The 24518-nt window shown below is 35.4% G+C and carries 20 protein-coding genes; 9 read left to right on the top strand and 11 right to left on the bottom strand.

Annotated elements, in window-relative coordinates; genetic code table 11:
• Positions 1-14: 14 nt before the first annotated feature.
• From OGZ34_RS00615 to OGZ34_RS00595, 5 genes are all read right to left on the bottom strand, one after another.
• Complete coding sequence (locus OGZ34_RS00615) at positions 15-1844, bottom strand: ABC transporter ATP-binding protein (RefSeq protein WP_173965261.1); 1830 nt, start codon at positions 1842-1844, stop codon at positions 15-17.
• Positions 1845-2882 (bottom strand): PDDEXK nuclease domain-containing protein, encoded by a 1038-nt coding sequence (locus tag OGZ34_RS00610; protein ID WP_263361850.1) that lies wholly within the window; start codon positions 2880-2882, stop codon positions 1845-1847.
• Between the two features lie 4 nt (positions 2883-2886).
• Positions 2887-4614: a phospho-sugar mutase gene (locus OGZ34_RS00605; protein ID WP_263363121.1), complete on the bottom strand. Its 1728-nt coding sequence runs from the start codon at positions 4612-4614 to the stop codon at positions 2887-2889.
• A gap of 147 nt (positions 4615-4761) precedes the next feature.
• On the bottom strand, positions 4762-5718 hold the full coding sequence (locus tag OGZ34_RS00600) for a glycosyltransferase family 2 protein (RefSeq protein ID WP_173965263.1): 957 nt from the start codon (positions 5716-5718) through the stop codon (positions 4762-4764).
• 9 nt (positions 5719-5727) lie between these two features.
• Positions 5728-6258 carry a DUF4199 domain-containing protein gene (locus tag OGZ34_RS00595; RefSeq protein ID WP_173965264.1) on the bottom strand — a complete coding sequence of 177 codons (531 nt, stop codon included), beginning with the start codon at positions 6256-6258 and terminating at the stop codon, positions 5728-5730.
• 261 nt (positions 6259-6519) lie between these two features.
• Here OGZ34_RS00595 and OGZ34_RS00590 point away from each other — a divergent pair, with 261 nt between their 5' ends.
• Positions 6520-6774, top strand: a complete 255-nt coding sequence (locus tag OGZ34_RS00590; RefSeq protein ID WP_008464817.1) for a type B 50S ribosomal protein L31 — start codon at positions 6520-6522, stop codon at positions 6772-6774.
• A gap of 259 nt (positions 6775-7033) precedes the next feature.
• Positions 7034-8209, top strand: coding sequence for a GlmU family protein (locus OGZ34_RS00585; protein WP_173965271.1), 1176 nt, complete (start codon positions 7034-7036; stop codon positions 8207-8209).
• Between the two features lie 84 nt (positions 8210-8293).
• Here OGZ34_RS00585 and OGZ34_RS00580 read toward each other — a convergent pair whose 3' ends face one another.
• Positions 8294-8737: a PepSY-like domain-containing protein gene (locus OGZ34_RS00580; protein ID WP_173965272.1), complete on the bottom strand. Its 444-nt coding sequence runs from the start codon at positions 8735-8737 to the stop codon at positions 8294-8296.
• 199 nt (positions 8738-8936) lie between these two features.
• On the opposite strand from OGZ34_RS00580, the gene OGZ34_RS00575 reads away from it, so the two are divergent.
• Complete coding sequence (locus OGZ34_RS00575; protein WP_173965273.1) at positions 8937-10571, top strand: ABC-F family ATP-binding cassette domain-containing protein; 1635 nt, start codon at positions 8937-8939, stop codon at positions 10569-10571.
• A gap of 137 nt (positions 10572-10708) precedes the next feature.
• Here the strand turns inward: OGZ34_RS00575 and OGZ34_RS00570 are convergent, their stop codons facing one another.
• Genes OGZ34_RS00570 through OGZ34_RS00560 form a run of 3 tightly spaced genes read right to left on the bottom strand, consistent with a single transcriptional unit; the run spans position 10709 to position 14217 of the window.
• Complete coding sequence (locus OGZ34_RS00570; protein ID WP_263361849.1) at positions 10709-11866, bottom strand: ABC transporter permease; 1158 nt, start codon at positions 11864-11866, stop codon at positions 10709-10711.
• A 2-nt stretch (positions 11867-11868) separates the two neighbouring features.
• Positions 11869-12822: an HlyD family secretion protein gene (locus OGZ34_RS00565; protein WP_173965275.1), complete on the bottom strand. Its 954-nt coding sequence runs from the start codon at positions 12820-12822 to the stop codon at positions 11869-11871.
• Between the two features lie 12 nt (positions 12823-12834).
• The gene (locus OGZ34_RS00560; protein WP_263361848.1) at positions 12835-14217 is read right to left on the bottom strand and encodes a TolC family protein; all 1383 of its coding nucleotides are present in this window, start codon (positions 14215-14217) and stop codon (positions 12835-12837) included.
• A gap of 267 nt (positions 14218-14484) precedes the next feature.
• Here OGZ34_RS00560 and OGZ34_RS00555 point away from each other — a divergent pair, with 267 nt between their 5' ends.
• Genes OGZ34_RS00555 through OGZ34_RS00545 form a run of 3 tightly spaced genes read left to right on the top strand, consistent with a single transcriptional unit; the run spans position 14485 to position 18297 of the window.
• Entirely contained in the window at positions 14485-15654 is a 1170-nt protein-coding gene (locus tag OGZ34_RS00555) for a hypothetical protein (RefSeq protein ID WP_263361847.1), read from the top strand.
• A gap of 38 nt (positions 15655-15692) precedes the next feature.
• Positions 15693-16841 (top strand): OprO/OprP family phosphate-selective porin, encoded by a 1149-nt coding sequence (locus tag OGZ34_RS00550; RefSeq protein WP_263361846.1) that lies wholly within the window; start codon positions 15693-15695, stop codon positions 16839-16841.
• A gap of 25 nt (positions 16842-16866) precedes the next feature.
• The gene (locus OGZ34_RS00545) at positions 16867-18297 is read left to right on the top strand and encodes an anion permease (protein WP_263361845.1); all 1431 of its coding nucleotides are present in this window, start codon (positions 16867-16869) and stop codon (positions 18295-18297) included.
• On the opposite strand, the gene OGZ34_RS00540 is transcribed toward OGZ34_RS00545, so the two are convergent.
• Positions 18294-18605, bottom strand: coding sequence for a GNAT family N-acetyltransferase (locus OGZ34_RS00540; protein WP_246253185.1), 312 nt, complete (start codon positions 18603-18605; stop codon positions 18294-18296). The two genes, OGZ34_RS00545 and OGZ34_RS00540, sit on opposite strands and share 4 nt — an antisense overlap.
• A gap of 290 nt (positions 18606-18895) precedes the next feature.
• Here OGZ34_RS00540 and OGZ34_RS00535 point away from each other — a divergent pair, with 290 nt between their 5' ends.
• Positions 18896-19555 (top strand): alpha/beta hydrolase, encoded by a 660-nt coding sequence (locus tag OGZ34_RS00535; protein WP_263361844.1) that lies wholly within the window; start codon positions 18896-18898, stop codon positions 19553-19555.
• 1048 nt (positions 19556-20603) lie between these two features.
• Here the strand turns inward: OGZ34_RS00535 and OGZ34_RS00530 are convergent.
• The gene (locus tag OGZ34_RS00530; RefSeq protein ID WP_173965281.1) at positions 20604-21119 is read right to left on the bottom strand and encodes a DUF2892 domain-containing protein; all 516 of its coding nucleotides are present in this window, start codon (positions 21117-21119) and stop codon (positions 20604-20606) included.
• Between the two features lie 166 nt (positions 21120-21285).
• On the opposite strand from OGZ34_RS00530, the gene rpmH reads away from it, so the two are divergent.
• Both rpmH and carB read left to right on the top strand, forming a co-directional pair.
• Entirely contained in the window at positions 21286-21447 is a 162-nt protein-coding gene (gene rpmH, locus OGZ34_RS00525; RefSeq protein ID WP_008464848.1) for a 50S ribosomal protein L34, read from the top strand.
• 145 nt (positions 21448-21592) lie between these two features.
• Entirely contained in the window at positions 21593-24448 is a 2856-nt protein-coding gene (gene carB / locus OGZ34_RS00520) for a carbamoyl-phosphate synthase large subunit (RefSeq protein WP_173965282.1), read from the top strand.
• Positions 24449-24518 lie beyond the last annotated feature (70 nt).

The raw sequence follows: 24518 nt of genomic DNA, 5'->3' as shown, positions 1-24518 counted from the left end.
TTGTTTTTTTTTTTTTATGATTCGAAAGACTGCATGGTCACTAGTTTGTTGTATGTTCCGTTATGCGCAATCAGTTCTTCATGTGTTCCTTGTTCGACAATTTTTCCTTTTTGCATAACTACGATTACATCTGCTTTCTGAATGGTCGAAAGACGGTGGGCAATTACAATCGAAGTTCTGTTTTGCATCATGTTTTCTAAAGCCACCTGAACAAATTTTTCACTTTCGGTGTCTAATGCTGATGTTGCTTCATCCAAAATCATAATTGGAGGGTTTTTTAACACCGCTCTGGCAATTGATAATCGTTGTTTTTGTCCTCCTGAAAGTTTGTTTCCGCTGTCGCCAATGTTGGTGTAAATGCCTAAAGGAAGTTCTTTTACAAATTCAAAAGCATTAGCGATTTTAAGTGCTTCGATAATTTCATCGTCTGTCGCGTCGAGTTTTCCTAAGGCAATATTAGCTTTGATGGTATCATTGAATAAAATACTGTCCTGAGTTACCAGTCCCATCAAACTGCGAAGAGACTGCAAATTGATATCCTTGATGTTGATACCGTCAATTGAAATTGTCCCATCGTTTACGTCGTAGAAACGTGTCAGCAAATTAGCAATCGTACTTTTTCCACTTCCGGATTGTCCGACAAGTGCAACGGTTTGCCCTTTTTTGATGTCAAGAGAGAAGTCTTTTAAAACGGTTTCATCTTCATATTTGAAGTTGATGTTCTTAATGCTGATGTTATTGTCGAACGATGTTTTTTCGAACGCCTTATCTTTTGATGTAATCGTGTTTTCCTGCTCTAAAATTTCAAGAACGCGTTCAGCAGCAGCATTACCTCTTTTTACTCCGTAGGAAGCTTTAGAGATTGCTTTTGCAGGGGTTAGAATATTGTAGGCTAATCCCATATAAGCAATAAAAGAAGGGCCGTCAAGTGTTTTTTCAATTAAAACCATTTGTCCTCCGTACCAAAGTAAAATTGCAATTACAGTGATTCCCATAAACTCGCTGGCAGGTGATGCTAAGTTCTGACGATTCCCGATACTGTTGGATAGTTTGAAAAAGCGTTCTGTTGAATTTTGAAAAATAGTATTGAAGTAATTCTCGGCATTGTATCCTTTTACGACTTTTAATCCTCCAATTGTTTCTTCAATAGTGGATAAAAAACTTCCTTGTTCTTGTTGCGCTTTTCCGGACTGTTTTTTTAATTGTTTTCCGATTAAGGAAATGATGTAACCCGAAACAGGGATAAAAATAAAGACAAATAAGGTAAGTTTGGCACTGATGATTAACATAGCACATATCGTAAAAACAATAGTTAATGGCTCTTTTACGATAAGTTCTAAGATGGCTAAAAACGAAGTTTGGACTTCATTTACATCAGCAGAAATTCGGGAAATAACATCCCCTTTTCTTTTTTCAGAATAAAATGCCAATGGTAATTCCAGTGTTTTTTTATACAACGCATTTCGCATGTCTCTTAATACGCCATTTCGCAAAAAATTAATAAAAAACATAGCGAGATAATCGGCTAAATTTTTCAATAAGAAGATTGAAATGATAAGAGCGACCATTACAGAAAGTATAAAGCCGGGATTATTAGGGTCTGTATTTTTTGTAATGTAATAGCTTAGATAGTTTTCGGCAAATTCTTTTGCATGGGTAATTCCGTCATAAGTTGGCATCACATAATTCTTCTTTGTTTTGTCAAACAAAACCTGAAGCATAGGAATTAATGCCATGAAAGAAAGTGTGCTAAAAAGCGCATACAAAATATTAAAAAAGATATTTAGGAATGCGTATTTTTTATACGGATATATAAAAGGAACTATTTTTTTAAAATTACTCATTTATTTATGGATGTTATTTTCTGCTATAGCAATGGCTCTTTCGAGTTTTTCTAGCAATAATTTTTTTTCTGGTAATTGGGTTAAATAAGCTGAAACTTTAATTTGTTCGTCATTATCCAGCATTAAATAATTAATTTGCTCGGGAGATTTTTCACTGCACAAAATTAATCCAATTGGTTTGTTTTCGCCTTCTTTTTGTTCATTTTTCTCTAGCCAACGTAAATAAAGCTCCATTTGGCCTTTGTAACCCGCTTTAAATTTTCCTAGTTTTAAGTCAATGGCAACCAAACGGCGTAGACCACGATGGTAAAAAAGTAAATCGATGTAAAAATCTTCATCATCAATTGTTATTCTTTTTTGGCGGGCGAGAAAAGCAAATTCGCTCCCCATTTCAGTAATGAATTTTTGTAATTGAGCTAAGATCGAACTTTCTAAATCTTTTTCAGAATAAGTATCATGTAGTCCTAAAAAATCTAAGAAATAGGGATCGCGGAAAGTTAAATCCGGGCTAATTTGTTTTTCGTTTTTTAGTGAAGTTAAATCATTAACGATTGTTTCTTCCGGCTTTTTGCTGATAGCAGTTCTTTCAAAAAGCATACTGTCAATGCGTTCTTGTAAGGTTCGCACGCTCCATCTTTCGTGAATGCTCATTTGGATGTAGAATTCACGTTTTATATCGCTTTCTGTACTTAATATTGAGTATAAATGTGACCAGCTCAATTGTGCAGACACTGTCTGCACAATTGTATAGTCTTGAAAAACAGAGTTTAGTTTTATGAAACTATGTATGTTTCTTTTACTGAATCCTGTACCGTATCGTTTGGATAATTCTAAACTTAAACCTTGAATGATTTTCTTTCCATAATCAGCGCGATCCTTTTTTAGAATCTCTTCATTGATCGTTTTTCCAATTTTCCAATACAGAAGTGTTAATTCCTGATTAACTGTTTTAGCAACAAAATGACGACTCTGATCTATTAGTCCAATTATTGAATCTAATAGTTCAGGTTTGTTATTTGTGTCAGGTTTGTCACTCATTTTTTTATTTCAATTGCATTCCTGCAATGATATTTTGTATTTTTCCGTCTAAATAGCTTTCTGCTTCATCAAACTCCTGAACTGATTCTAATTCTGCATTTACACTGATATAGAATTTAATTTTTGGCTCTGTTCCGCTTGGTCTTGCACAAATTTTAGACCCGTCTTCAGTATAATAAATCAATACGTTTGATTTTGGAACATCCATAACAGATTCTTCACCGTTCAATAAATTTAAGGCAATTGACGATTGGTAGTCTTCCATCATAATAACACGCTGACCGCTGATTTCTTTTAACGGATTTTCGCGCAGACTGATCATCATCTGGTTGATTTCTTCCAGACCTTCCATTCCTTTTTTAGTTATAGAAACCAGGTGTTCTTTGTAGAAGCCATTTTCAACATAAAGCTGTAAAAGCTCTTTGTAAACACTACTTCCGGCTGCTTTTGCCTGAGCGGCAATTTCGATAATTAATAAGGTTGCAGCAACGGCATCTTTATCTCTGACAGCATCGCCAACCATGAAACCAAAGCTTTCCTCGCCACCTCCGATAAACTGAAGTTCCGGGAAATCTTTAATCATTTTGGCAATCCATTTAAAACCGGTCAATCCTATTTTGCACTCCACACCATAGTTTGTGGCCAGTTCCATCATCATTGGAGTTGAGACAATTGTCGAACCAATGAATTGTTTTCCATTGATTTTGCCTGCTTTTTTCCATTGTTTCAATAAGAAAGCAGTCATTAAAACCATCGTTTGATTTCCGTTCAATAAAATCATTTTGCCTTCGTTGTTTCTAACGGCAACACCAAGACGATCGCAATCAGGATCTGTTCCGACTACAATATCCGAATGTGTTTTATCGGCCAAAGCTAAGGCCATTGTCAAAGCTTCAGGTTCTTCAGGATTTGGAGATTTTACGGTTGGGAAATTTCCATCAGGAATGGCTTGTTCCGGTACGATGTGTACATTTTTGTAACCCGCCTGTGATAAAGTTTCAGGAACAGATTTAATCGATGTTCCGTGCAAAGATGTAAAAACAATATGCAAGTCGTCTTTTGCTTTTGCCGGTGTATTAAAACTGGCATTTTCAATAGACGATTTTATAAAAGCTTTGTCGATTTCGGAGTCGATATACTCGATCAGACTTTCGTTGGCTTTGAATTTAATTTTATCGTAACCTAAGCTTTCGATAGTGTTGATAATTGCAGCATCCTGTGGAGGTACAATTTGTCCGCCATCTTCCCAGTACACTTTATAACCGTTATATTCCGGTGGATTGTGAGAAGCTGTTAGTACAATCCCGCATTGGCAGCCTAAATATTTAAGTGCAAACGATAATTCTGGAGTTGGTCGTAAATCGGAGAACAGATAAACATGGATTCCATTTGCAGAGAAAACATCAGCAACAATTTTGGCTAAAGTATTACTGTTATGACGGCAATCATAAGCGATAACGACTTTTAAAGGCTGATTAGGGAAAGCGACATGCAAATAATCAGATAAACCCTGAGTATTTTTTCCAAGTGTGTATTTGTTAATTCGGTTGCTTCCAACCCCCATCACACCGCGCATTCCGCCAGTTCCAAATTCAAGGTTTTTGTAAAAACTTTCCTCAAGTTCCTTTGGTGAAGTTGTCATTAATTCTTTAACAGCAGCTTGTGTTTCGCTGTCAAAGGTTGGTGTTAACCATTCGTTTACTACATTTAGAATATTAGGTGCTATATTCATCATTCGTGTCTTTTTATATTTAAATAATAATAGAGTTCGGGAACTATTTATTTTTATAAGTTTGTTTTATGCGTTGTTTGGAATTTGCCTGTTTTTTTTACGGTTGGAAGCCGCAAGAAGAACCAGATTCCTAATAACAGTTTTGTGTTAGAAATTAACCTCTCGGGCTACTTTATAACGTGCTTCGTTGCTTTTGGTTCTCAGGATAATTTCGCCCAGAAAACCGGCCAGAAACAATTGTGTTCCCAGAATCATAGTGGTTAAAGCGATAAAAAACCAAGGATTGCTGGTGATCAGACTGTATTTCATTCCATTATACATATGGTATAATTTTGAAATTCCAATGTAACCTGCCAGTAAAAAACCAATTATAAACATCAAAGATCCAATGGCGCCAAATAAGTGCATTGGTCTTTTTCCGAATCGTGATAAGAACCAGATTGTAATTAAATCAAGAAAGCCGTTTATAAAACGTTCCATTCCAAATTTAGTTTCCCCGTATTTACGGGCCTGGTGAATAACCACTTTTTCACCGATTTTATTAAAACCAGCGTTTTTTGCCAAAACCGGAATGTAACGGTGCATTTCACCAGAAACTTCTATGTTTTTAACAACGGCATTTTTGTAAGCTTTTAATCCGCAGTTGAAATCGTTCAGCTCAACGCCTGAAGTCTTTCTGGCAGCCCAGTTAAATAATTTCGAAGGAAGATTCTTTGCTACAACCGAGTCATAACGTTTTTTCTTCCAGCCTGAAACTAAATCAAATTTTTGAGCTGTAATCATTTCATATAAGCCTGGAATTTCGTCCGGGCTATCTTGCAAATCAGCATCCATGGTAATGATAACATCACCCTGTGCTTTGGCGAAACCCGCATGTAAAGCCTGCGATTTCCCAAAGTTTTTCATGAAACGAATTCCTTTTACATTCGGATTTTCGTTAGAAAAACCTTCAATAATATTCCAAGAATCATCTGTACTTCCATCATCTACAAAAATGATTTCATAAGAGTAATTGTTAGATTGCATCACTTTAATAATCCACGAATAGAGTTCTTGTAGTGATTCCTCCTCATTTAGAAGCGGTATAAGTATAGATAAATTCATTTATTTTTTTTATTCTTGTGTAGTTTTGCTTTTAAAAAATGCTGCGAAAATTAATCCAAAAATGGCACTGATAACGATTGCAAAAACAGATCCTTTTAATAATTCGAAAGTCGAGTAAGGGCTGCTTTCTTTCATTTTGCTAATGGCTTCATTGATAGACGAAGCAGGAGCTCCAAATTTCTGCATCATGTTTGCCGTGTATTTGATCATGATTTCATTTAGAGTGTCTTTTGCACCCGGATCAATAACGTTAAATAAAACAATGTTAAATAAGGTAGAAATTAAAACGCCAATTACAGCTGCCAAAAAGTAAGTTGTAAAAGCCTCCTTGAACGAAAAAACTCCTTTTAATTCTTTCTTGGTTTTAGAAAGTAAAATAATACTGATTGTCAGACTGATTACGATGCCGATAATGCCCATCCACCAGGCAGTGAACAGATTTAAATCGATTGCATATATTGTAGCAGTAAATAATGCAGATGCAATTCCAATCATTACACCGTAAGTAATTCCATTCTTTTTTATAACTTCATTAATCATATTTTTATATGTTTTAAAATTAATCCACAAATATAGTAATTCCCAATACACACTAGATATATATTAAAAAAATTAATACAAATCACAAGGCCGTTAAAATTATTGATTAAAAGATTTGTTAATTCGAAAAAAGTTGTAAATTTGCACACTTAAAAATAATTAAAAGTTTTAAACAAAAAAGAGTAGCGTTGTTTACACCTTTTTCTAACCATGGAAAAGCTTCAAAATAAAATTGCTCTAAACAATAAATAAAATAAAAAGATGAAAAAAGGAATTCACCCAGAAAATTACAGATTAGTTGCATTTAAAGACATGTCAAATGACGAAGTTTTTATCACTAAATCTACTGCAGATACAAAAGAAACAATTGAAGTTGACGGAGTTGAGTATCCAGTTGTAAAAATGGAGATTTCTAGAACATCTCACCCATTTTATACTGGTAAATCTAAACTTATCGATACTGCAGGACGTATTGATAAATTCAAAACTAAATATGCAAAACACGCTAAAAAATAATAGCTGTTTCTATATCATACAAAAGCCTTCCATTCGGGAGGCTTTTTTTATTTAAGCGAAACAAGTACAAGATTTTACGTAAAGTCATCAAGGTCTCTATTTACAAAGCTTTGCGAACTTTGCGTAAAACCTCAGCGCACTTAGCGGTTAAAAAAAATGTGCTATATCTGCTGCAGTACAAATGACACAAATAAAATAATTGTAACTTTGAACCCGATAACCAAATCAAGATTTTAACAAGTATCAAATTTAATTATTTATGAATTACATTCTTTTTGACGGTCCCGTCCGGAATGCTTTATTACCTTTTACTTTTACAAGACCTGTTGCCGATATATTAATTGGAATTATGACGATTCGCCAGAAATGGGAAGCACGTCTGGGTTCGACAATTACTACCATTACCGAAGATTACTTGTCAGAAAAATTCCCAATGGTAGAATTGGAAGAAAATGTAATGATCAATGCAGCGTATTTGCCAAATGATGCGCTTGCTGAATTGGTTTCTAATCTGGCTACAAATCAGGCTATTTTTAAAGGTGATGATGTAATTGCTTTTTTTACCAATGAAAATCAGGAAGAAGTTGATTTCGATTCGTACGAAATCATTCAGTACAATGAGGATTGTTTGACAGTAGAACATACCTGGGATATTTTTTCTAAAAATGATGCGGCGATTCGTGAAGATTTCCAGTATTTGACTGAAGACAGAAAATCGCAGCCAATCCCGAAAAGTGTAAATGTTATTGCGCCCGAAAACATATTTCTTGAAGAAGGAGCAAAATTAGAGTTTGTGACGCTAAACGCTTCAAATGGTCCTATATATATAGGGAAGAATGCTGAAATTATGGAAGGAACCGTAATTCGAGGTCCTTTTGCTTTATGTGAAAATGCACAGGTGAAACTAAATGCCAAAGTTTATGGAGCGACAACAGTAGGTCCGGGATCAAGAATTGGAGGAGAAGTTAAGAACTCGGTGCTTTTTGCTAATTCAAACAAAGGACATGATGGTTTCTTGGGAGATTCTGTTTTGGGAGAATGGTGTAATATTGGAGCAGACAGTAATAATTCGAACCTGAAAAATAATTACGAAGAAGTGAAATTATGGAGCTATGAAACAGAAGGATTTGCTAAAACAGGGCTTCAGTTTTGTGGTTTAATGATGGGAGATCATAGTAAATGTGGAATCAATACGATGTTCAACACCGGAACAGTAGTAGGAGTGAGTGCTAATATTTTTGGAAGTGGTTTTCCACGTAATTTTGTTCCAAGCTTTTCATGGGGTGGAGCAGCTGGCTTTACAACTTATGTAACCAAAAAAGCTTTTGAAACCGCAAAATTAGTAATGGGACGACGTAACATCGAGTTTGATGAGACAGAATCGGGAATCTTAGAGCATATTTTTGAGGAAACTAAAAAATGGAGAAAAGATTAAATTAAATAATTGGTCAATTAGATAATTAAGTAAACCCTACAGAATTAAAATATTCTGTAGGGTTTGTTGTTTTTAAATCGTTTGTTATTTGTTTATCTTAGTAAAATCTCCTTTCAGGTTAAATTTTAATTCTAAACCGTTGGTTAGTTTTACTTCGTATCCGGAAGAACCTATTTCTATTTTGGTTATTTTCTCTTTAGGGAAATTTGTTTTTACATACGAAGTGATTTTTTTTGGGATAATAGAAGCAGGGATTTTAGAGTTTTTACCATCAACTTCTTTCCAGTTTCCTTTTTTATCAAATTCGATTTCAATTTTATTGTCAAATTGAACTTTGTATTCCGTTGAGAGTAATTCTTTGTCCTGAAGTATGTAACTGGGCTTTTTAGAGCCAAAGTGAGTTTTTAAGAAAGTTTGTGCGTTTGCCGGTAAAACTTCTTTTTTAATCACAGTTTTTTGTGCGTAAGCAGAAAATCCAAATAATAATCCTGCAATTAGACAAGTCATCAAGTTTAATTTTGGTTTCATATTTTGTTGATTTTTAAATTGTTATCCAAGATAATACTAAAATTTGATAAAGTGTAAGAATATTTAGGTGATTTTTAAATCTGAAGCGACAGTCGTCTAAATAATATTGTCTAATACTCTAATTAATCTATCTTTGCACCACGAAAAAAATGGGTGGTCAAAAAAACGATTAACCGATTAAACAAATTCACAGAAGATAATGATTACAGTTAACGATATTTCAGTTCAGTTTGGCGGAACTACATTATTTAGCGATGTTTCTTTTGCTATCAATGAAAATGATAAAATTGCCCTTATGGGTAAAAATGGTGCGGGAAAATCGACACTTTTAAAAATAATTGCCGGTCAAAGTAAACCTTCTACCGGAAGTATCTCAACTCCAAAAGATGCTGTAGTGGCTTATTTGCCGCAGCATTTATTGACTAAAGATGGTTCAACTGTAATGGAAGAGGCTTCTAAAGCTTTTGGTGAGATCTTTAAAATGAAAGCTGAGATCGATGAGATTAATGAACAATTAACGGTTCGCACGGATTATGAAAGTGATGCTTACATGAAGTTGATCGAAAGAGTTTCAGATTTAAGTGAGAAATATTATGCTATTGAAGAAGTAAATTACGAAGCCGAAGTAGAGAAAATTTTAATAGGTTTAGGTTTTGAGCGTGAAGATTTTACTCGTCAGACTTCTGAATTTTCGGGAGGATGGAGAATGCGTATCGAATTGGCTAAAATTCTTCTTCAAAAACCGGATTTGATTTTACTGGATGAGCCAACGAACCACATGGATATTGAAAGTATTCAGTGGCTGGAGGAATTTTTATTGACTTCTGCAAAAGCAGTTGTAGTAATTTCGCACGATAGAGCATTCGTAGATAATATTACCAATCGTACTATTGAGGTAACAATGGGAAGGATTTACGACTACAAAGCAAAATATTCTCATTACTTAGAATTAAGAAAAGACCGTCGTATTCATCAGCAAAAAGCATACGATGAGCAGCAAAAAATGATCGCAGACAATAGAGCGTTTATTGATCGTTTTAAAGGAACTTTCTCTAAAACAGATGCGGTTCAGTCTCGCGTTAAGATGTTGGAGAAATTAGTTATTGTGCAGGTTGATGAAGTTGATAATTCGGCATTGAAATTAAAATTCCCACCAGCAGCACGTTCCGGACAATATCCGGTTGTGGTTAAAGATTTGTCAAAATCCTACGGAGATCATGTGGTTTTCAAAGATGCAAACATTGTGATCGAAAGAGGACAAAAAGTAGCATTTGTTGGTAAAAACGGTGAAGGAAAATCTACCATGATCAAAGCGATCATGAAAGAAATCGGAATTGATGAAGGAAGCGTAGATATTGGTCATAATTCTCAAATTGGATATTTTGCGCAGAACCAGGCTTCTTTGTTGGATGAAAATGCTACTATTTTCGAAACAATTGATGCTATCGCTGTGGGAGATATTCGTACTCAGATCAAAAACATTCTGGGGGCATTTATGTTTCAGGGTGATGATATTACCAAAAAAGTAAAAGTACTTTCGGGTGGAGAAAAAACACGATTGGCAATGATTAAATTATTGTTGGAACCTGTTAATTTATTGATTCTGGATGAGCCTTCGAATCACTTGGACATGAAAACCAAAGATATTATTAAAGATGCCTTAAGAGATTTCGACGGAACTTTAATTTTGGTTTCTCACGACCGTGATTTCCTTGACGGATTGGCGACTAAAGTTTTTGAATTTGGAAACAAACGCGTGAAAGAACATTTCGAAGATGTTGCAGGCTTCCTGGCACACAAGAAAATGGATTCTATGCGTGAAATAGAAAAATAAGATATTTTAATGAACTATATTGATGGGTTGTAATTCGTGAGAAGTATAGTTACATCTCTGAAAAGAATCTAGACGATACCTTAAAAAGCACAAGAAATTCAATTCTTGTGCTTTTTTTATGGTTATTGATTAAGTAATTAAATTTCTTTAAGAACGGTTCTCTTTTTAAAGTACAAGGCGATATAGGCAAGAACAGAACAGATAGACCCAATAAGAATCATATTCCAGACGGCTGTTGTCGTTTGCGAGTAAGAGCCATTTTCTATAATTAGTATCCTGAATGCTTTCAAAAAGTGGGTGAGTGGAATAACATTGGCAATGGCCTGTACTGCCTGAGGCATCTGACTTAAAGGCCAGGTGAAACCACTGAGAATAAAGCTTGGAGTGGCAATTACCATTAGAATCTCGGTCGCTTTTAATTGATTGGGAACTATGATGCTCACTAGAATTCCGATAAAAGAAACAGAGAGTACAAATATTCCGGCAATGAAAGTCAATGGGGCTAAGTTTTCATAAAATGGTAATCGGAACCATAAAGTAAAAAGCCAGTAGATAATCCAGATTCCGAAACTCATTATTAGGTACGGAATAATTTTTACAGCTAGCATTTTTAAGATTGATGGGCATTTTTTTACAAGGTCTTTAAATGTTCCATTTTCAAATTCTGAAGCAAATGATAATGCCAGGCCTAAAAGTAAAACCTGCTGAAGCACGGTTGCTAAAACTCCCGGCCAAAGAAAATACATATAGTTCGTGCTTCGGTTGTATTTTTTAATAAAAGTAGTTTTGAAGGGTTCGTATTGGGAAGCAAGTAAGTTTTCCGGTACACCTTGTTTTCTTAAGGTCTCAATCTGAACACCTGCTTTTAGAGTTCCCAAACAAATTTGTATCGCTGTTGAGGCGTAATTAGCGGTTAAAACATTTGAGGTGTTTACTATCGTTGTAATTTCAGGATATTTTTTGGTGAGTGTCGTTTTTTCGAAATCTTTCGGAATAATAACCACACAAGTAGCTTCTTTTTGAATGGCAATTTTAGAAAGATTGTTTTGATCGTACAAAATAGTAGCAATAGATAGCACTTCGTTGTCTTCAAACATCTGAATTGCTTTTGAACTTAATTCAGAACGGTCCTGATCAATCACAATAATGGGTAAATCAGTAACTTTGCCTTTTCCGTAAACATAACCTAATAAAACGCCATACAGGATTGGAGCACCAATGAAAAGTATTCTAAGGACCTTGTTTTTCCAGAATAACTGAAATTCCCGTTTAAGCAATGAAGAGAAATTTTGCATAGTTAAAGAGATAAAGTGACGGTTGTTTTGGTGATGAGATCTTTTGTTTGCTCAATGTTGGAAGGCGTTATTTTTATTTCAAACAAGCTTTCCTGCATTTCATAATCAGGATAGGCGGTCGCGATATTTCCGTAGGCCCCTAATTGTTTTATAGTTGAAATGGTTCCTTTGATGTTTTCTTTCTTATAGGGAACATGAACAGTGATTTCTTGTCCTTTTTTAAAATCGCCTAATTGCTTTTCGGGAATTGTAAAGCGAAAATAAGTGCTGTTGGAGATATAGCCATTAAATAAGGTATAACCGGGCAATGCCAGTTCGCCAAGGTTTAAAGTAATGGTTTCAATACTCATGTTTTGCGGAGCAATGATATAACGTTCCTTGTCGGCAGTTTCGACTTCCTGCAACGCTCCAAGTGCTCGGTCCTGTTGTCCGAGTGCCATTGTTTGCTGTTCGATTCGTGCACCTTTTTTAGCATCGTCTAACTCGGCAACAACAGCGTTGTATTGTGCTTGTGCTCCCTGATACTTCGCAAAAGTTTCGTCGTAAGTTTGTTGTGATATGAGGGAGTCCTTGAGCATATTGGTTAGTCGTCTGATTGATTTCTGCGCAAATTCGTATTGTTCTTTTAACCCCATCTTTTTAGCTTCCAATTGCTTTATCTGATTTTCTGTAGCTCCCTTTACGGCCATTTTGTACTGGGCTTTTGCAGATACTACGGCTCCCTCTGCCTGGCTTTTTTTTGCGTCAACTTCAGGAATATCCAGTATGGCAAGTGTGTCTCCTTTTTGAACCTGATCCCCTTCCTTGACAAATATTTTTAGGATCTTACCCGGAATTTTACTCACAACGGCAATTTGTTCTTTTTCTATTTTTCCCTGAATTAAATCTCCTTTTTTTGCTTTTTGACATGCTATAAAAAGGAAAATGATTGTGATGCTAATGATTACTTTTTTCATAAAACAGAACTTTTATTTGGATAGTTTTTTGGACAAATCGCCGGTAGCAATTATGGTTTCAATAGCGGCAAGTCTTTGCTCTATTAAAGTAGTGGTCTTGTTTACAGATGCTTTATAAGAGTCGTTCTCTGCTTCAAGTCGTTCCGATATATTGATAAGACCTTCTTTGTACTGCTTAATGGCAAGATTTAAATTATTGCCGGCTACTTTTTCCTGTTGTTGCGTAATGTCTATTTTTTGCGTTAAAACGGTATAATCGACCAAATTCTTTTCAAGAAGCAGTTCAAGCTTTTCTTTAGTATCGTCAATTTGGTTTTGTACCTGTTCGATATTGATCTTGGCTTCGTGTACTTTGTGTTTTCGTTCAAAACCTGAGAAAACCTCCCATTTCATAGCAGCTCCAACGACCCAGTTCTGACTTATGGTTAGTTCATTGAGTCCTAAATACAAAGCCTGATTGATTCCGGTAATAATGGGGGTCGTGGCATTTGCATTGAACAAACTCGAATAGGAAACTCCTCCAAAAGCTCCCAGAGTGGGTAAATAAGTTCCTTTTTCTTTCTTTAATAAATATTCATAAGCTGACTTAAAAGATTCCAGTGCTTTTATTTCCTGTTTGTTTTGCGTGCTTAACTTTTCATCAGTGATTAAATAAGGTGTTAAAGAATATTGGACATTGTCTATATCGGCAACTGAGTAACCAGTTAAGTATTGAATTTTTTTGTAAATCAGTTTTCGTTTTCCATCCAGTTCAATCTTTTTGGAGGCAAGTTCGAGTGCCGCTAATTTTATCTTATCTCTGTCGTACGGAATGGCAAGTCCCTGTTCGATTGCCTTTGTAACACGCTTGGTTTCCGTATCGAGTCGGTTTTCGCTTTCTTTGATTAGTTTGTCTATTTCTTTTAGTAATTCTAACTGATCGAAAGTGTTAATGACCTCTTTTGTAATTTGGTCTTTTTCAGATTCTTTTAGAAATACAGTTCCCTTCGTTTTTTCTTCAATTGCTTTAGCTCCGTTCGGGATTTGCATTCCGCTAAACAAAACGGTTTTTGCCATTACACTTCCGTTAAAAATGTTACCGTAGTTTTTAAAAGCTGTTTTTCCATCAAACAAAGGATAGTTTACAATAGGTATTGTGGCGGTAGGAAGATCGACAGTAAGTTTATTATCAAAATAGGAGTAAAGCGCACTAGCTTCGACTGTTGGAATGTATTTGTTCCAGACTCCTTTTTCCTGAAGATTTAATTTTTCAATTTCTAAATCTTTGTCTTTTAAGGAAGCGCTTTTTTCAATAGCTTTCTGGATGGCCTCTTCCAAAGTGGAGGAAACAGCAATCTGACTGTGTATAAAGTTGAAAGAAAGGAAAAAAAGAAAAGGAAATAAATGTTTTTTCATTGCAATTTTTGTTTCAGTTATTTGACAAATCGTAAGATAGTTTTTGTAAGATGATACAAAGAATTGGGAGGCGGTTAAAGACCGATTGTTACAAAGTTAAGAATATAAGTCTTACATTAGTGCTCTCAAGGTGTTTAAAAGATAAGTAGCTTTTAAAACTTTTTTAGTATTTTATACTTGTTTAACAGAAAGTTATGGGGGAGTATTGGAGTTTGTCTGTTTTTTCATACCTTAGTAAATGTATTTCCAAATTAACTTATTTTTAACATGAAAAAGAGTTTTTTAGTTTTAGCAGTTTTGACGACTTATTTATTTAGTTTGTCCCTATTTTCTCAAACTGATAACGAACCAGTCGCTTTAGGTTTGCCAGGAGATAATCTTAATTTATATGCCGTTTTGGATGTTTTTCAGAAATCTAAAACTTTAGAGGAATTTGAAAGAGTACTGAATGAACAGGACAGTAAGGTTAATAATTTAGATTTAAATAATGATGGCGAGATTGATTATATAGAAATTGAAAGCCAAAAGAAAGGGAATACACATGTGATTGTGCTTCAGGTAGCTATAAATAGTAAAGAAAAACAGGATGTAGCTGTTATCGAAGTAGATAAAGATAAAAAGAATAATGTGCATGTTCAGATTATTGGAGATCAGGATTTATATGGGAAAAATTATATAGTAGAGCCTTCAGATACCGTGGGAGGGACACCAAATCCCGGGTATAAGGGAGATGCTAACGTAATTGTAAATAATAATACAACGAATAATTATAATACGACTACTACCAGCGGGTATGTAACTGCAGACGTAAATATATGGCCGGTAGTATTGTACTTGTTCTCTCCAGTATATGTAGTGTATCGATCTCCTTGGTATTGGGGGTATTATCCTCCTTACTGGCGTCCGTGGCGCCCGGTTTATTATCACGATTATTGGGGATATCATGGGCATTATTACAGAAATCCGTATTATCGAAGAACGGCCAGGGTAAGAAACCAAAGGTATTATAATAATTATGTATCAAGAAGAAATACATCGGCAGTAGTTCGAAATTACAGAGCTAGTGGACGCTACAATACAACTTATAATGGAAGGGACTATAGAAGACCTGCTCCAGTTACTAATACAAGGCCTAATAGACCTTCTACAACACGGCCAGGGACACGTCCGACTAATCCATCAACCCGACCTGGGATGACCAGGCCGGAAAGCCGACCGACTAATCCGTCAACAAGGCCAGGGATAACAAGGCCAACAACTCGTCCGGTAACGCCAACAAACCCATCAACACGACCAGTTGTGAGGCCAACGCAACCGGTAAATCGGCCAACGAATCCAACAGCCAGACCGGTAACACGGCCAACACAACCAGTAACACGTCCTGCGACCCGACCGGCATCCAATAGAAGTTCCAGTCCTAATAGAAGACAAGGTTAGATTGTGAGTATTTGATTAATTTTTGATTTACAGCATTTATGAATAAATATCTACTGCTAAAAATTGTTTTTTTCTTTGTAATGCCATTTTTTTTGAATGCACAAAATGCCGCCACCCAACCGACGGCTAATGCTGAAAGTGTGGTTAAATATCCGCAATTTCAGTTTAAGGGGATTTTTCAAGCGCGCTATTTGGAAAGTTCCGGTAAAAATGTTGATGTTTTAGGGGCTCATCATTCTACAGGTCAAGTAACACAAAGTTCGTTTGACATTAAAAGAATGCGTGTCGGTCTTAATACTAAATTAAGTGAAGCTACTGAGGTTGTGATTCTGGTAAATTTAGCTGACTTTAAATCGGATCCGAAATCGAAGGTTCTTGAAAATGCTTATGGAAAATATACTTTTAGTAAATATCTGGCTTTAACAGGAGGTCAGTTTCGTCCGGCATTCGGTATTGAGGAACTGGTTCCGGTAGATATTATAAAATCATTTGATTTTTCCAATCAATATTATGAGTTTGGTAAAAATGGCTGGACTAGTTTTCAAATTGGTGCTTCGGCAAGCGGGGCATTCGATCTTGGAAAAATCCCTGTAAATTATGCTATTTCTGTTTTAAATGGTAACGGAAAAAATCAGGAAATGGATAACGATAATGGAAAATTGTATGCAACAAGGTGGGTTTTCAGTTTGTCTAAAGAGCATAAAATTAATTTGGGTTTAAATGGTGGAATTGGAAAAAGATCAGATCAAAAAGTTTTTGCTTTGGGAGCTGATATTACCAGTGATTTTAAGCTTACCGACCGATTTACTTTTGATCTGCAAATTGAATACAAGCAGGGAACCAATCATAACCTGTATTTTTCATTGCCTGCCGATTCCAGGACTTCAAATGTTGATGATTATCAAATGAGAGGAGTTTATTTTTTGCCAAATTTGAGATATTTGGTTGATTATAAAAAACTAACTTCTCTTGAGTTGTCCTGTCGTTTTGAGTCTTTTGATAACAATTATAAAATTAATTCAAATGTTCGTCAGACTTATACGCCAATGTTAAGTCTTGAATTTGGTAAGGCTTATACGGGAAGAATAGAAGTAGGATTTGAAATTGATCGCTTCGACAGAAATATTCCCGATACCTCATTTTATAATGATGATCTGTTCCTGCTTCAGTTACAACTCCGTTTATAATATAATTTAATTTAATCCCTTTTTTATGAAAGAAGTGCAAATACCTCAAACCCTGATAACACTTGCAGTTGGGCTTGCAATTTGGTTTATTCCTGCACCAGCTGGTGTCGTTAATGAAGCTTGGCATTTGTTTGCGATTTTTGTGGCAACAATTCTTGGAATCATCTTAAAAGCTGCTCCCATGGGAACTATGTGTATGATTGCAATTGCATTAACTGCTTTTACGCAAGTTCTGGCTCCCGGAGATGCAGGAAAATCTATTACCCTGGCGTTGAAAGGATTTGGTGATAAGGTAATTTGGCTAATTGGGATTTCGTTTTTTATTGCAAGGGGATTTATAAAAACAGGTTTAGGAAACAGAATTGCTTTTTTATTCATCAGGATATTCGGAAAAAGCTCTTTAGGATTGGCTTATGGTCTGGGTCTTGCTGATTTGGTGCTGGCGCCTGCGGTACCCAGTAATACAGCAAGAGGGGGTGGAATTATTTATCCTATCATGAAATCAATGTCAATGAGTTTTGGCTCGATGCCGGATCAGCCCGAAACTCATCGAAAATTGGGATCATATCTTACATTAAGCAGTTACAATGCAAATTTGATCGCTTCGTCAATGTTTTTAACGGGAACAGCAAGTAATCCAATGTGCCAGAAATTTGCACTTAATCTGGGAATAAAAATTAGCTGGATTTCATGGGCAACAGCGGCAATAGTTCCTGGACTGGTTGCTTTTTTTGTAATTCCTTTTGTGTTATATAAAATTTACCCGCCGGAATTAAAAAAAACCGGAGATGCTCCACAAATCGCTGCTCAAAAACTGAAAGAAATGGGAGCAATTACCCGCAATGAGTGGATGATGCTGTTAACCTTTTTTATTCTTTTATTTCTTTGGATGACAGGCGATTTGTTCTCTATTGATGCTACAACTACAGCCTTTATCGGGTTGGTGATTTTACTGCTGACTTCGGTGTTAACCTGGGATGATGTAAAAGCCGAGAAGGGGGCCTGGGATACCATCGTATGGTTTTCGGTTTTGGTTATGATGGCAAGTTCGCTCAATGAACTTGGGTTTATTGGCTGGTTTAGTAATTTGGTAAAAGCTGAAATTGGTGGTTTAAGCTGGCAAATGGCTTTTCCTATTATTGTATTGGTGTACTTTTTTAGTCATTATCTTTTTGCAAGTGCAACGGCTCACGTGGCGGCAATGTATGCAGCATTATTGGGTGTCGGAATTTCGCTTGGAATTCCCGGCTTGCTTTTGGCTTTTATGTTGGGTTTTGTAGGTTCTATCTACGGAACTTTAACACATTACGGACATGGACCAGCACCAGTTTTCTTCGGAAGTGGTTATGTCGACCTGAAAAGCTGGTGGGTCAAAGGCTTGATAACCGGTTTGGTTATGCTCTTTATCTATATGGTGATAGGAGGGTTGTGGCTCCGATTAATTGGTGACTTTTAAATTCGGATTCCCGGAGGAAGTAATTCTTTATATTCAGGATTTTTTTTAATAAACAATACAATTCTTGGGAAAATAGGCATTATTCTAAATTTCTTTTCAATAACAATTTCCATGATGCTTTTAAGTAAAGCATCAATTGTAGCTTGATTGTCAAAGCCTTCAGGGGTGTTGATTTTGGTTAAGAAAATTTTCTTCTCCTGAAAAGAATACTCCACAGAAAGTAATCCTTCAGGGACTATGGTTTCAAATTGTCTTGCAAAAGTATTGTCTTTGATTTCCATAGTTTCAATAGGTTCCATATTAGTCATGTTTTGGGGATTGAATTAAAAAAAATAATAAAAAGAACATTGGGTAACTTTATAAAGAACATTGTGGAAAAATGTTTCGATATTAGTTAATAGGATTGCAAAGGTAATCATTTGATTTTCAATATGGAATTATTTTTTTTAACCTCTGCTTTAATCTTGAATTGCGCGTCTTTGTTGCTTTTATTTGGTTTAGACAGTGATTTTTGGTGCAAGATTTGCAATGCATGTTGCTAAAAAAAGTAATTTTAGCTTGAAATTAAAAGCTATAACCCTAACTCTCTTTCTGTCAAATGAGTAAAATTCCTGTATATTTTATGCCCGGTCTTGCGGCGAGTCCCGCTATTTTTGAAAGAATCAATTTAGACGAGTCTGTTTTTGAGATGTGTTTGTTGGAGTGGGAGCTTCCACAACCAAAAGAATCACTGTCTGATTACGCTCTTCGAATTTCTAAAAATATTAAACATGAGAATCCGGTTTTGATAGGTGTTTCTTTTGGAGGGATTTTGGTTCAGGAAATCGCCAAACACATTCAGACCCGAAAAGTAATTATTATTTCGAGCGTTAGAAGTAATGCGGAATTTCCACGAAGAATGAAAATTGGAAAATCAACAAAAGCCTATAAGCTTATTCCGATGAAATTAATTTTGAATATCGAAAACCTGGCGAAGTACTCTTTTGGAGAAAAAGTAAATAAGCGCATTAAGTTGTATGAGAAGTTCTTAGCAGTGCGTGATCTTAATTATTTACAATGGGCGGTTGAATCAGTTATTTTATGGGATAGGAATGAAATTGATTCTAATGTGATCCATATTCATGGAGATCAGGACGATGTTTTTCCTATAAAGTATATCAACAGCTGTATTGTAGTAAAAGGAGGAACACATATTATGATTCTTAATAAATACAAATGGCTGAATGAGAATTTGCCTTCGATCATCTTGGAAAATTAAAATTCCAATTTTTTAAGTTTCAAATTCCAATGCTTTACGATTAGAAATCTTTGTCAAAGTTTTAAACTTTGACAAAGGTCCATGTGCAATCTGTACGCAAATTTTTTATCCGCAATCTTGTTATGGATCAATACAAAATGTTGTGGGGTTGATAGAAGTTATTCCTTTTATTAACGATTTCAGCTCTTCATTTAAGAGATCATTTTATTACAGCTGATTTTATAATTAGTGTTCTCTTTGGGTATAAATATTTGAAATGTTTAAAAAGGGCTGAAAGCCCAAAAGCATAAAAATAGTGCAACGCACTATAAATTAAGATGATGAATCATAATGCCCTGAAGGGGCATAAGCAGTTATAAATAAAACATAAGATCTTAATTAAAAGTTGCTAACTTTTGGAAATGTCATAAAATAAGATATGTGCTTTTTAGGTTATGCTTTTGCCCTTACAGGGCTTAAAGAAGTGTTCACCATTATTCATGGCACTTCGCGCCATGTTACTGCTAAGGCTCTTTCAGAGCAACAGATTCCAAATGCTTGTCTCTTATAGGGTAAGCTGTAAATTATTATTTTTACAATTAAGAAATTTTAGGAAAATGTAAAACTTTAAAAGATTGCAAAAGGCTGCCACTTTCATTCCTAAAAGTCCTTTATGGTAAAGAGAATACTATTTTTATCACTCCAGAACTTTTGAACCTGATTTTTTCTAGACTCACTAATACTTATGTCCAATTTTATAAATCCACAGGTTTTCGTATTGATCCCTTGTTATTCCTCTTTTCTCGGGATGACAAAATAAATTTCAATTATACCAAATCTTCTAATGAAGACTAAAATCCTAGCCCTGATAGTAGTGGTATCCTTTTGTGGCGGGGTTCGCCATAAAAGATACAAGCGGATAGCAGGAAATAGCTTCTTATTCTTATTAGATTCTAAAATTTAAAAATGTTTAAAGTCTAAACTTTGCAATCTAAAATAAAAAATCCCAAACTCTTTTGGAATTTGGGATTTAAAATATTGGAATTTATGTTAGTCGAATTTGAAGAATTTATATTTTCTTCATTTGTTCTTTCATCATTGAGATTTGTTCTTTCAGCATTCCTTGTTTGTCTAATTTTTTAGCTTCATTTAATAAATTAGTCGCTTCTAGTTTTCTTCTGCGTGACATTGCAACTCCGGCAAGGTTTAATTTTGCTACTGCAAGATCCATATCCATAGACAATCCAAGTTCGATTGCTTTTTTGAAATGTTTCTCTGCCTGATTGATATTGGTTTGAGACAACATGATGCCGTGTAGGTAATTAAAGTATCCTTGTTGTTTTCTTACTAGAGCAGCTTCAGGGTTTTTAATATATGCAAGCCATTTTTTAGCTCCTTCGAAGTCTTGTTTTCTTAATTTAAGGAAAGCTAAAAGGATAAATTCGTTTTTGAAGTAAAGGAAAATAGGAATTGCAGTTAACAATATAAGGAAAATTCCATTTCCGATATTACTCTCTGTAAATTGCCAAACGCCTGCGACTACTAGAAGTCCGGCCAAAATAAGTTTAATATTTTTGTGAAACATAATTATTGTAAATTTGTGATTGCAAAGATAGTAAAAGGAATTAAAAATATTTTTATAAAACTACTTGCCAGAAAAAAAAGTCTTTGTATATTTGCACTCGGTTTTGGAATAATGATATTCAAAACAGAAAAACAGATATTAGATACCATTTTAAAGATACAAAACAATGAGCAAAAGAACATTTCAACCATCGAAAAGAAAAAGAAGAAATAAGCACGGATTTATGGACAGAATGGCTTCTGCGAATGGAAGAAAAGTTCTGGCGCGTAGAAGAGCTAAAGGAAGACATAAATTAACTGTTTCTAGCGAACCTAGACACAAGAAATAATGTTTCTATAAACATAAATAAGGCGTTACTTTTTTAGTATCGCCTTTTTTTATACCTTGTCGGTAAAAAATCCGCAACGTTCTAGTTTAGAATATACTACGAATGTTTTTTAAAGTACTTTATATAACTACACAATACAAATAAAATGCCTAAAGACACATCAATAAAATCAGTTTTAATAATAGGGTCAGGACCTATTGTTATTGGTCAAGCTTGCGAATTTGATTATGCAGGTTCTCAATCTGCACGTTCTATTCGTGAAGAAGGGATTGAAGTTATCTTGATAAACTCGAATCCAGCGACAATTATGACCGACCCAAGTATGGCCGATCACATTTACTTGAAACCTTTAACTACAAAATCGATTATTGAAATTCTGAAAGAACATCCACAAATTGATGCTGTTTTGCCTACAATGGGGGGGCAAACTGCATTGAATTTATGTTTGGAAGCTGACGAAAAAGGAATTTGGCAGGATTTCGGAGTAAGATTGATCGGGGTTGATGTAAATGCTATTAATATTACAGAAGACAGAGAGCAATTTAAGCAGCTTTTGCAAAAAATTAATGTTCCAACTGCACCGGCAAAAACGGCTACTTCTTATTTAGAAGGAAAAGAAATTGCTCAGGAATTTGGTTTTCCGTTAGTAATTCGTCCTTCGTTTACTCTTGGGGGAACAGGAGCTGCAGTGGTTTACAAAAAGGAAGATTTTGATGAGCTTTTAACAAGAGGTCTTGAAGCTTCTCCAATACATGAGGTTTTGATTGACAAAGCTTTAATGGGATGGAAAGAGTATGAGCTGGAACTTTTAAGAGATAAAAATGATAACGTTGTGATCATTTGTTCGATCGAAAATATGGACCCAATGGGAATTCATACAGGAGATTCGATTACAGTGGCGCCGGCAATGACATTATCAGATACGACATTCCAAAAATTACGTGACTATGCAATCCTGATGATGCGTAGTATTGGAAATTTTGCAGGTGGTTGTAACGTACAATTCGCAGTTTCGCCAGATGAAAAAGAAGATATCGTAGCCATCGAGATTAATCCTCGTGTGTCCCGTTCGTCAGCTTTAGCATCAAAAGCAACTGGGTACCCAATCGCTAAAATTGCTTCCAAGCTGGCTTTGGGGTACAACCTGGATGAATTGCAAAATCAAATTACAAAATCGACTTCGGCTCTTTTTGAACCAACTTTAGATTATGTAATTGTAAAAATACCGCGTTGGAACTTCGATAAATTTGAAGGTGCCGACAGAACTTTAGGACTTCAGATGAAATCCGTTGGAGAGGTAATGGGAATTGGACGCTCGTTCCAGGAAGCGTTACACAAAGCTACCCAATCTTTAGAAATAAAAAGAAACGGTTTAGGTGCTGACGGAAAAGGATATAAGAACTACGAGCAAATTATCGAGAAACTAACTTTTGCAAGTTGGGATCGTGTTTTTGTAATTTATGATGCCATCGCAATGGGAATTCCGTTGAGCCGTATTCATGAAATCACAAAAATTGATATGTGGTTCCTGAAACAATATGAAGAACTTTATACTTTAGAGAAAGAAATTTCAAATTACAAGATAACGACTCTTCCGAAAGAACTTTTACTGGAAGCAAAACAAAAAGGTTTTGCCGACAGACAAATTGCACACATGATGAACTGTCTGGAAAGTGAAGTGCATACTTTGCGTATGGATAAAAATATCAACCGTGTGTTTAAACTGGTCGATACTTGTGCGGCTGAGTTTAAGGCAAAAACACCTTATTACTATTCGACTTTTGAGGCAGAAATAGAAAAAGCAAATGGTGAGCGTTACGTAGACAACGAAAGTATTGTAACTGAGAAAAAGAAAATCATCGTCTTAGGTTCCGGACCAAACAGAATTGGACAGGGAATTGAGTTTGATTATTCTTGTGTACACGGAGTTTTGGCAGCTAAAGAATGCGGATACGAAACAATCATGATTAACTGTAATCCTGAAACGGTTTCGACTGATTTTGACACAGCTGATAAATTATACTTCGAACCGGTTTTCTGGGAACATATTTATGACATCATTCAGCATGAAAAACCGGAAGGTGTTATCGTACAGTTAGGTGGGCAGACCGCTTTGAAACTTGCTGAAAAATTATCTAAATACGGAGTGAAGATTATCGGAACCAGCTTTGATGCACTTGATTTAGCCGAAGACAGAGGAAGATTCTCTGATTTATTGAGAGAATTACACATTCCTTTCCCGGATTTCGGAATTGCAGAAACGGCTGACGAAGCTTCGGCACTTGCTGATACTTTAGACTTTCCCTTATTAATTCGTCCTTCCTACGTATTAGGCGGTCAGGGAATGAAAATTGTAATCAATAAGAAAGAACTGGAAGAGCACGTGATCAACTTGTTAAAGACGATCCCAGGAAATAAATTGCTTTTAGATCACTATTTGGCCGGAGCAATCGAGGCTGAAGCGGATGCGATTTGTGATGCTGACGGAAATGTGTACATTATCGGAATTATGGAGCATATCGAGCCTTGTGGAGTTCACTCTGGAGATAGTAATGCTACTTTGCCTCCTTTTAACTTAGGAGAATTCGTAATGCAGCAGATCAAAGATCATACGAAAAAAATAGCTAGAGCTTTAAAAACAGTTGGTTTGATCAACATTCAGTTTGCAATAAAAGACGATACAGTTTATATCATTGAGGCAAATCCAAGAGCTTCAAGAACAGTACCGTTTATTGCGAAAGCATACGGAGAGCCTTATGTGAACTACGCTACAAAAGTAATGTTAGGACACAATAAAGTAACAGATTTTGACTTTAATCCACAGTTGAAAGGATATGCTATTAAACAGCCGGTCTTCTCCTTCAGTAAGTTCCATAATGTAAATAAAGCATTAGGACCTGAGATGAAATCAACAGGAGAAAGCATCTTGTTTATTGATGACTTAAAAGACGATCAATTCTACGAATTGTATTCAAGAAGAAAGATGTATTTGAGTAAATAATCTCAAATCTATAAATAAAAAAGGGAAGTCTCGTAGCTATGAGACTTCCCTTTTTTTGTATGTTAAAAGA

The sequence above is a fragment of the Flavobacterium collinsii genome, from assembly GCF_946903285.1.
Lineage (GTDB): Bacteria > Bacteroidota > Bacteroidia > Flavobacteriales > Flavobacteriaceae > Flavobacterium > Flavobacterium collinsii.
The sequence above is the reverse complement of the archived record's forward strand: the minus strand, read 5'-3'. Positions and strand labels throughout refer to the sequence as shown.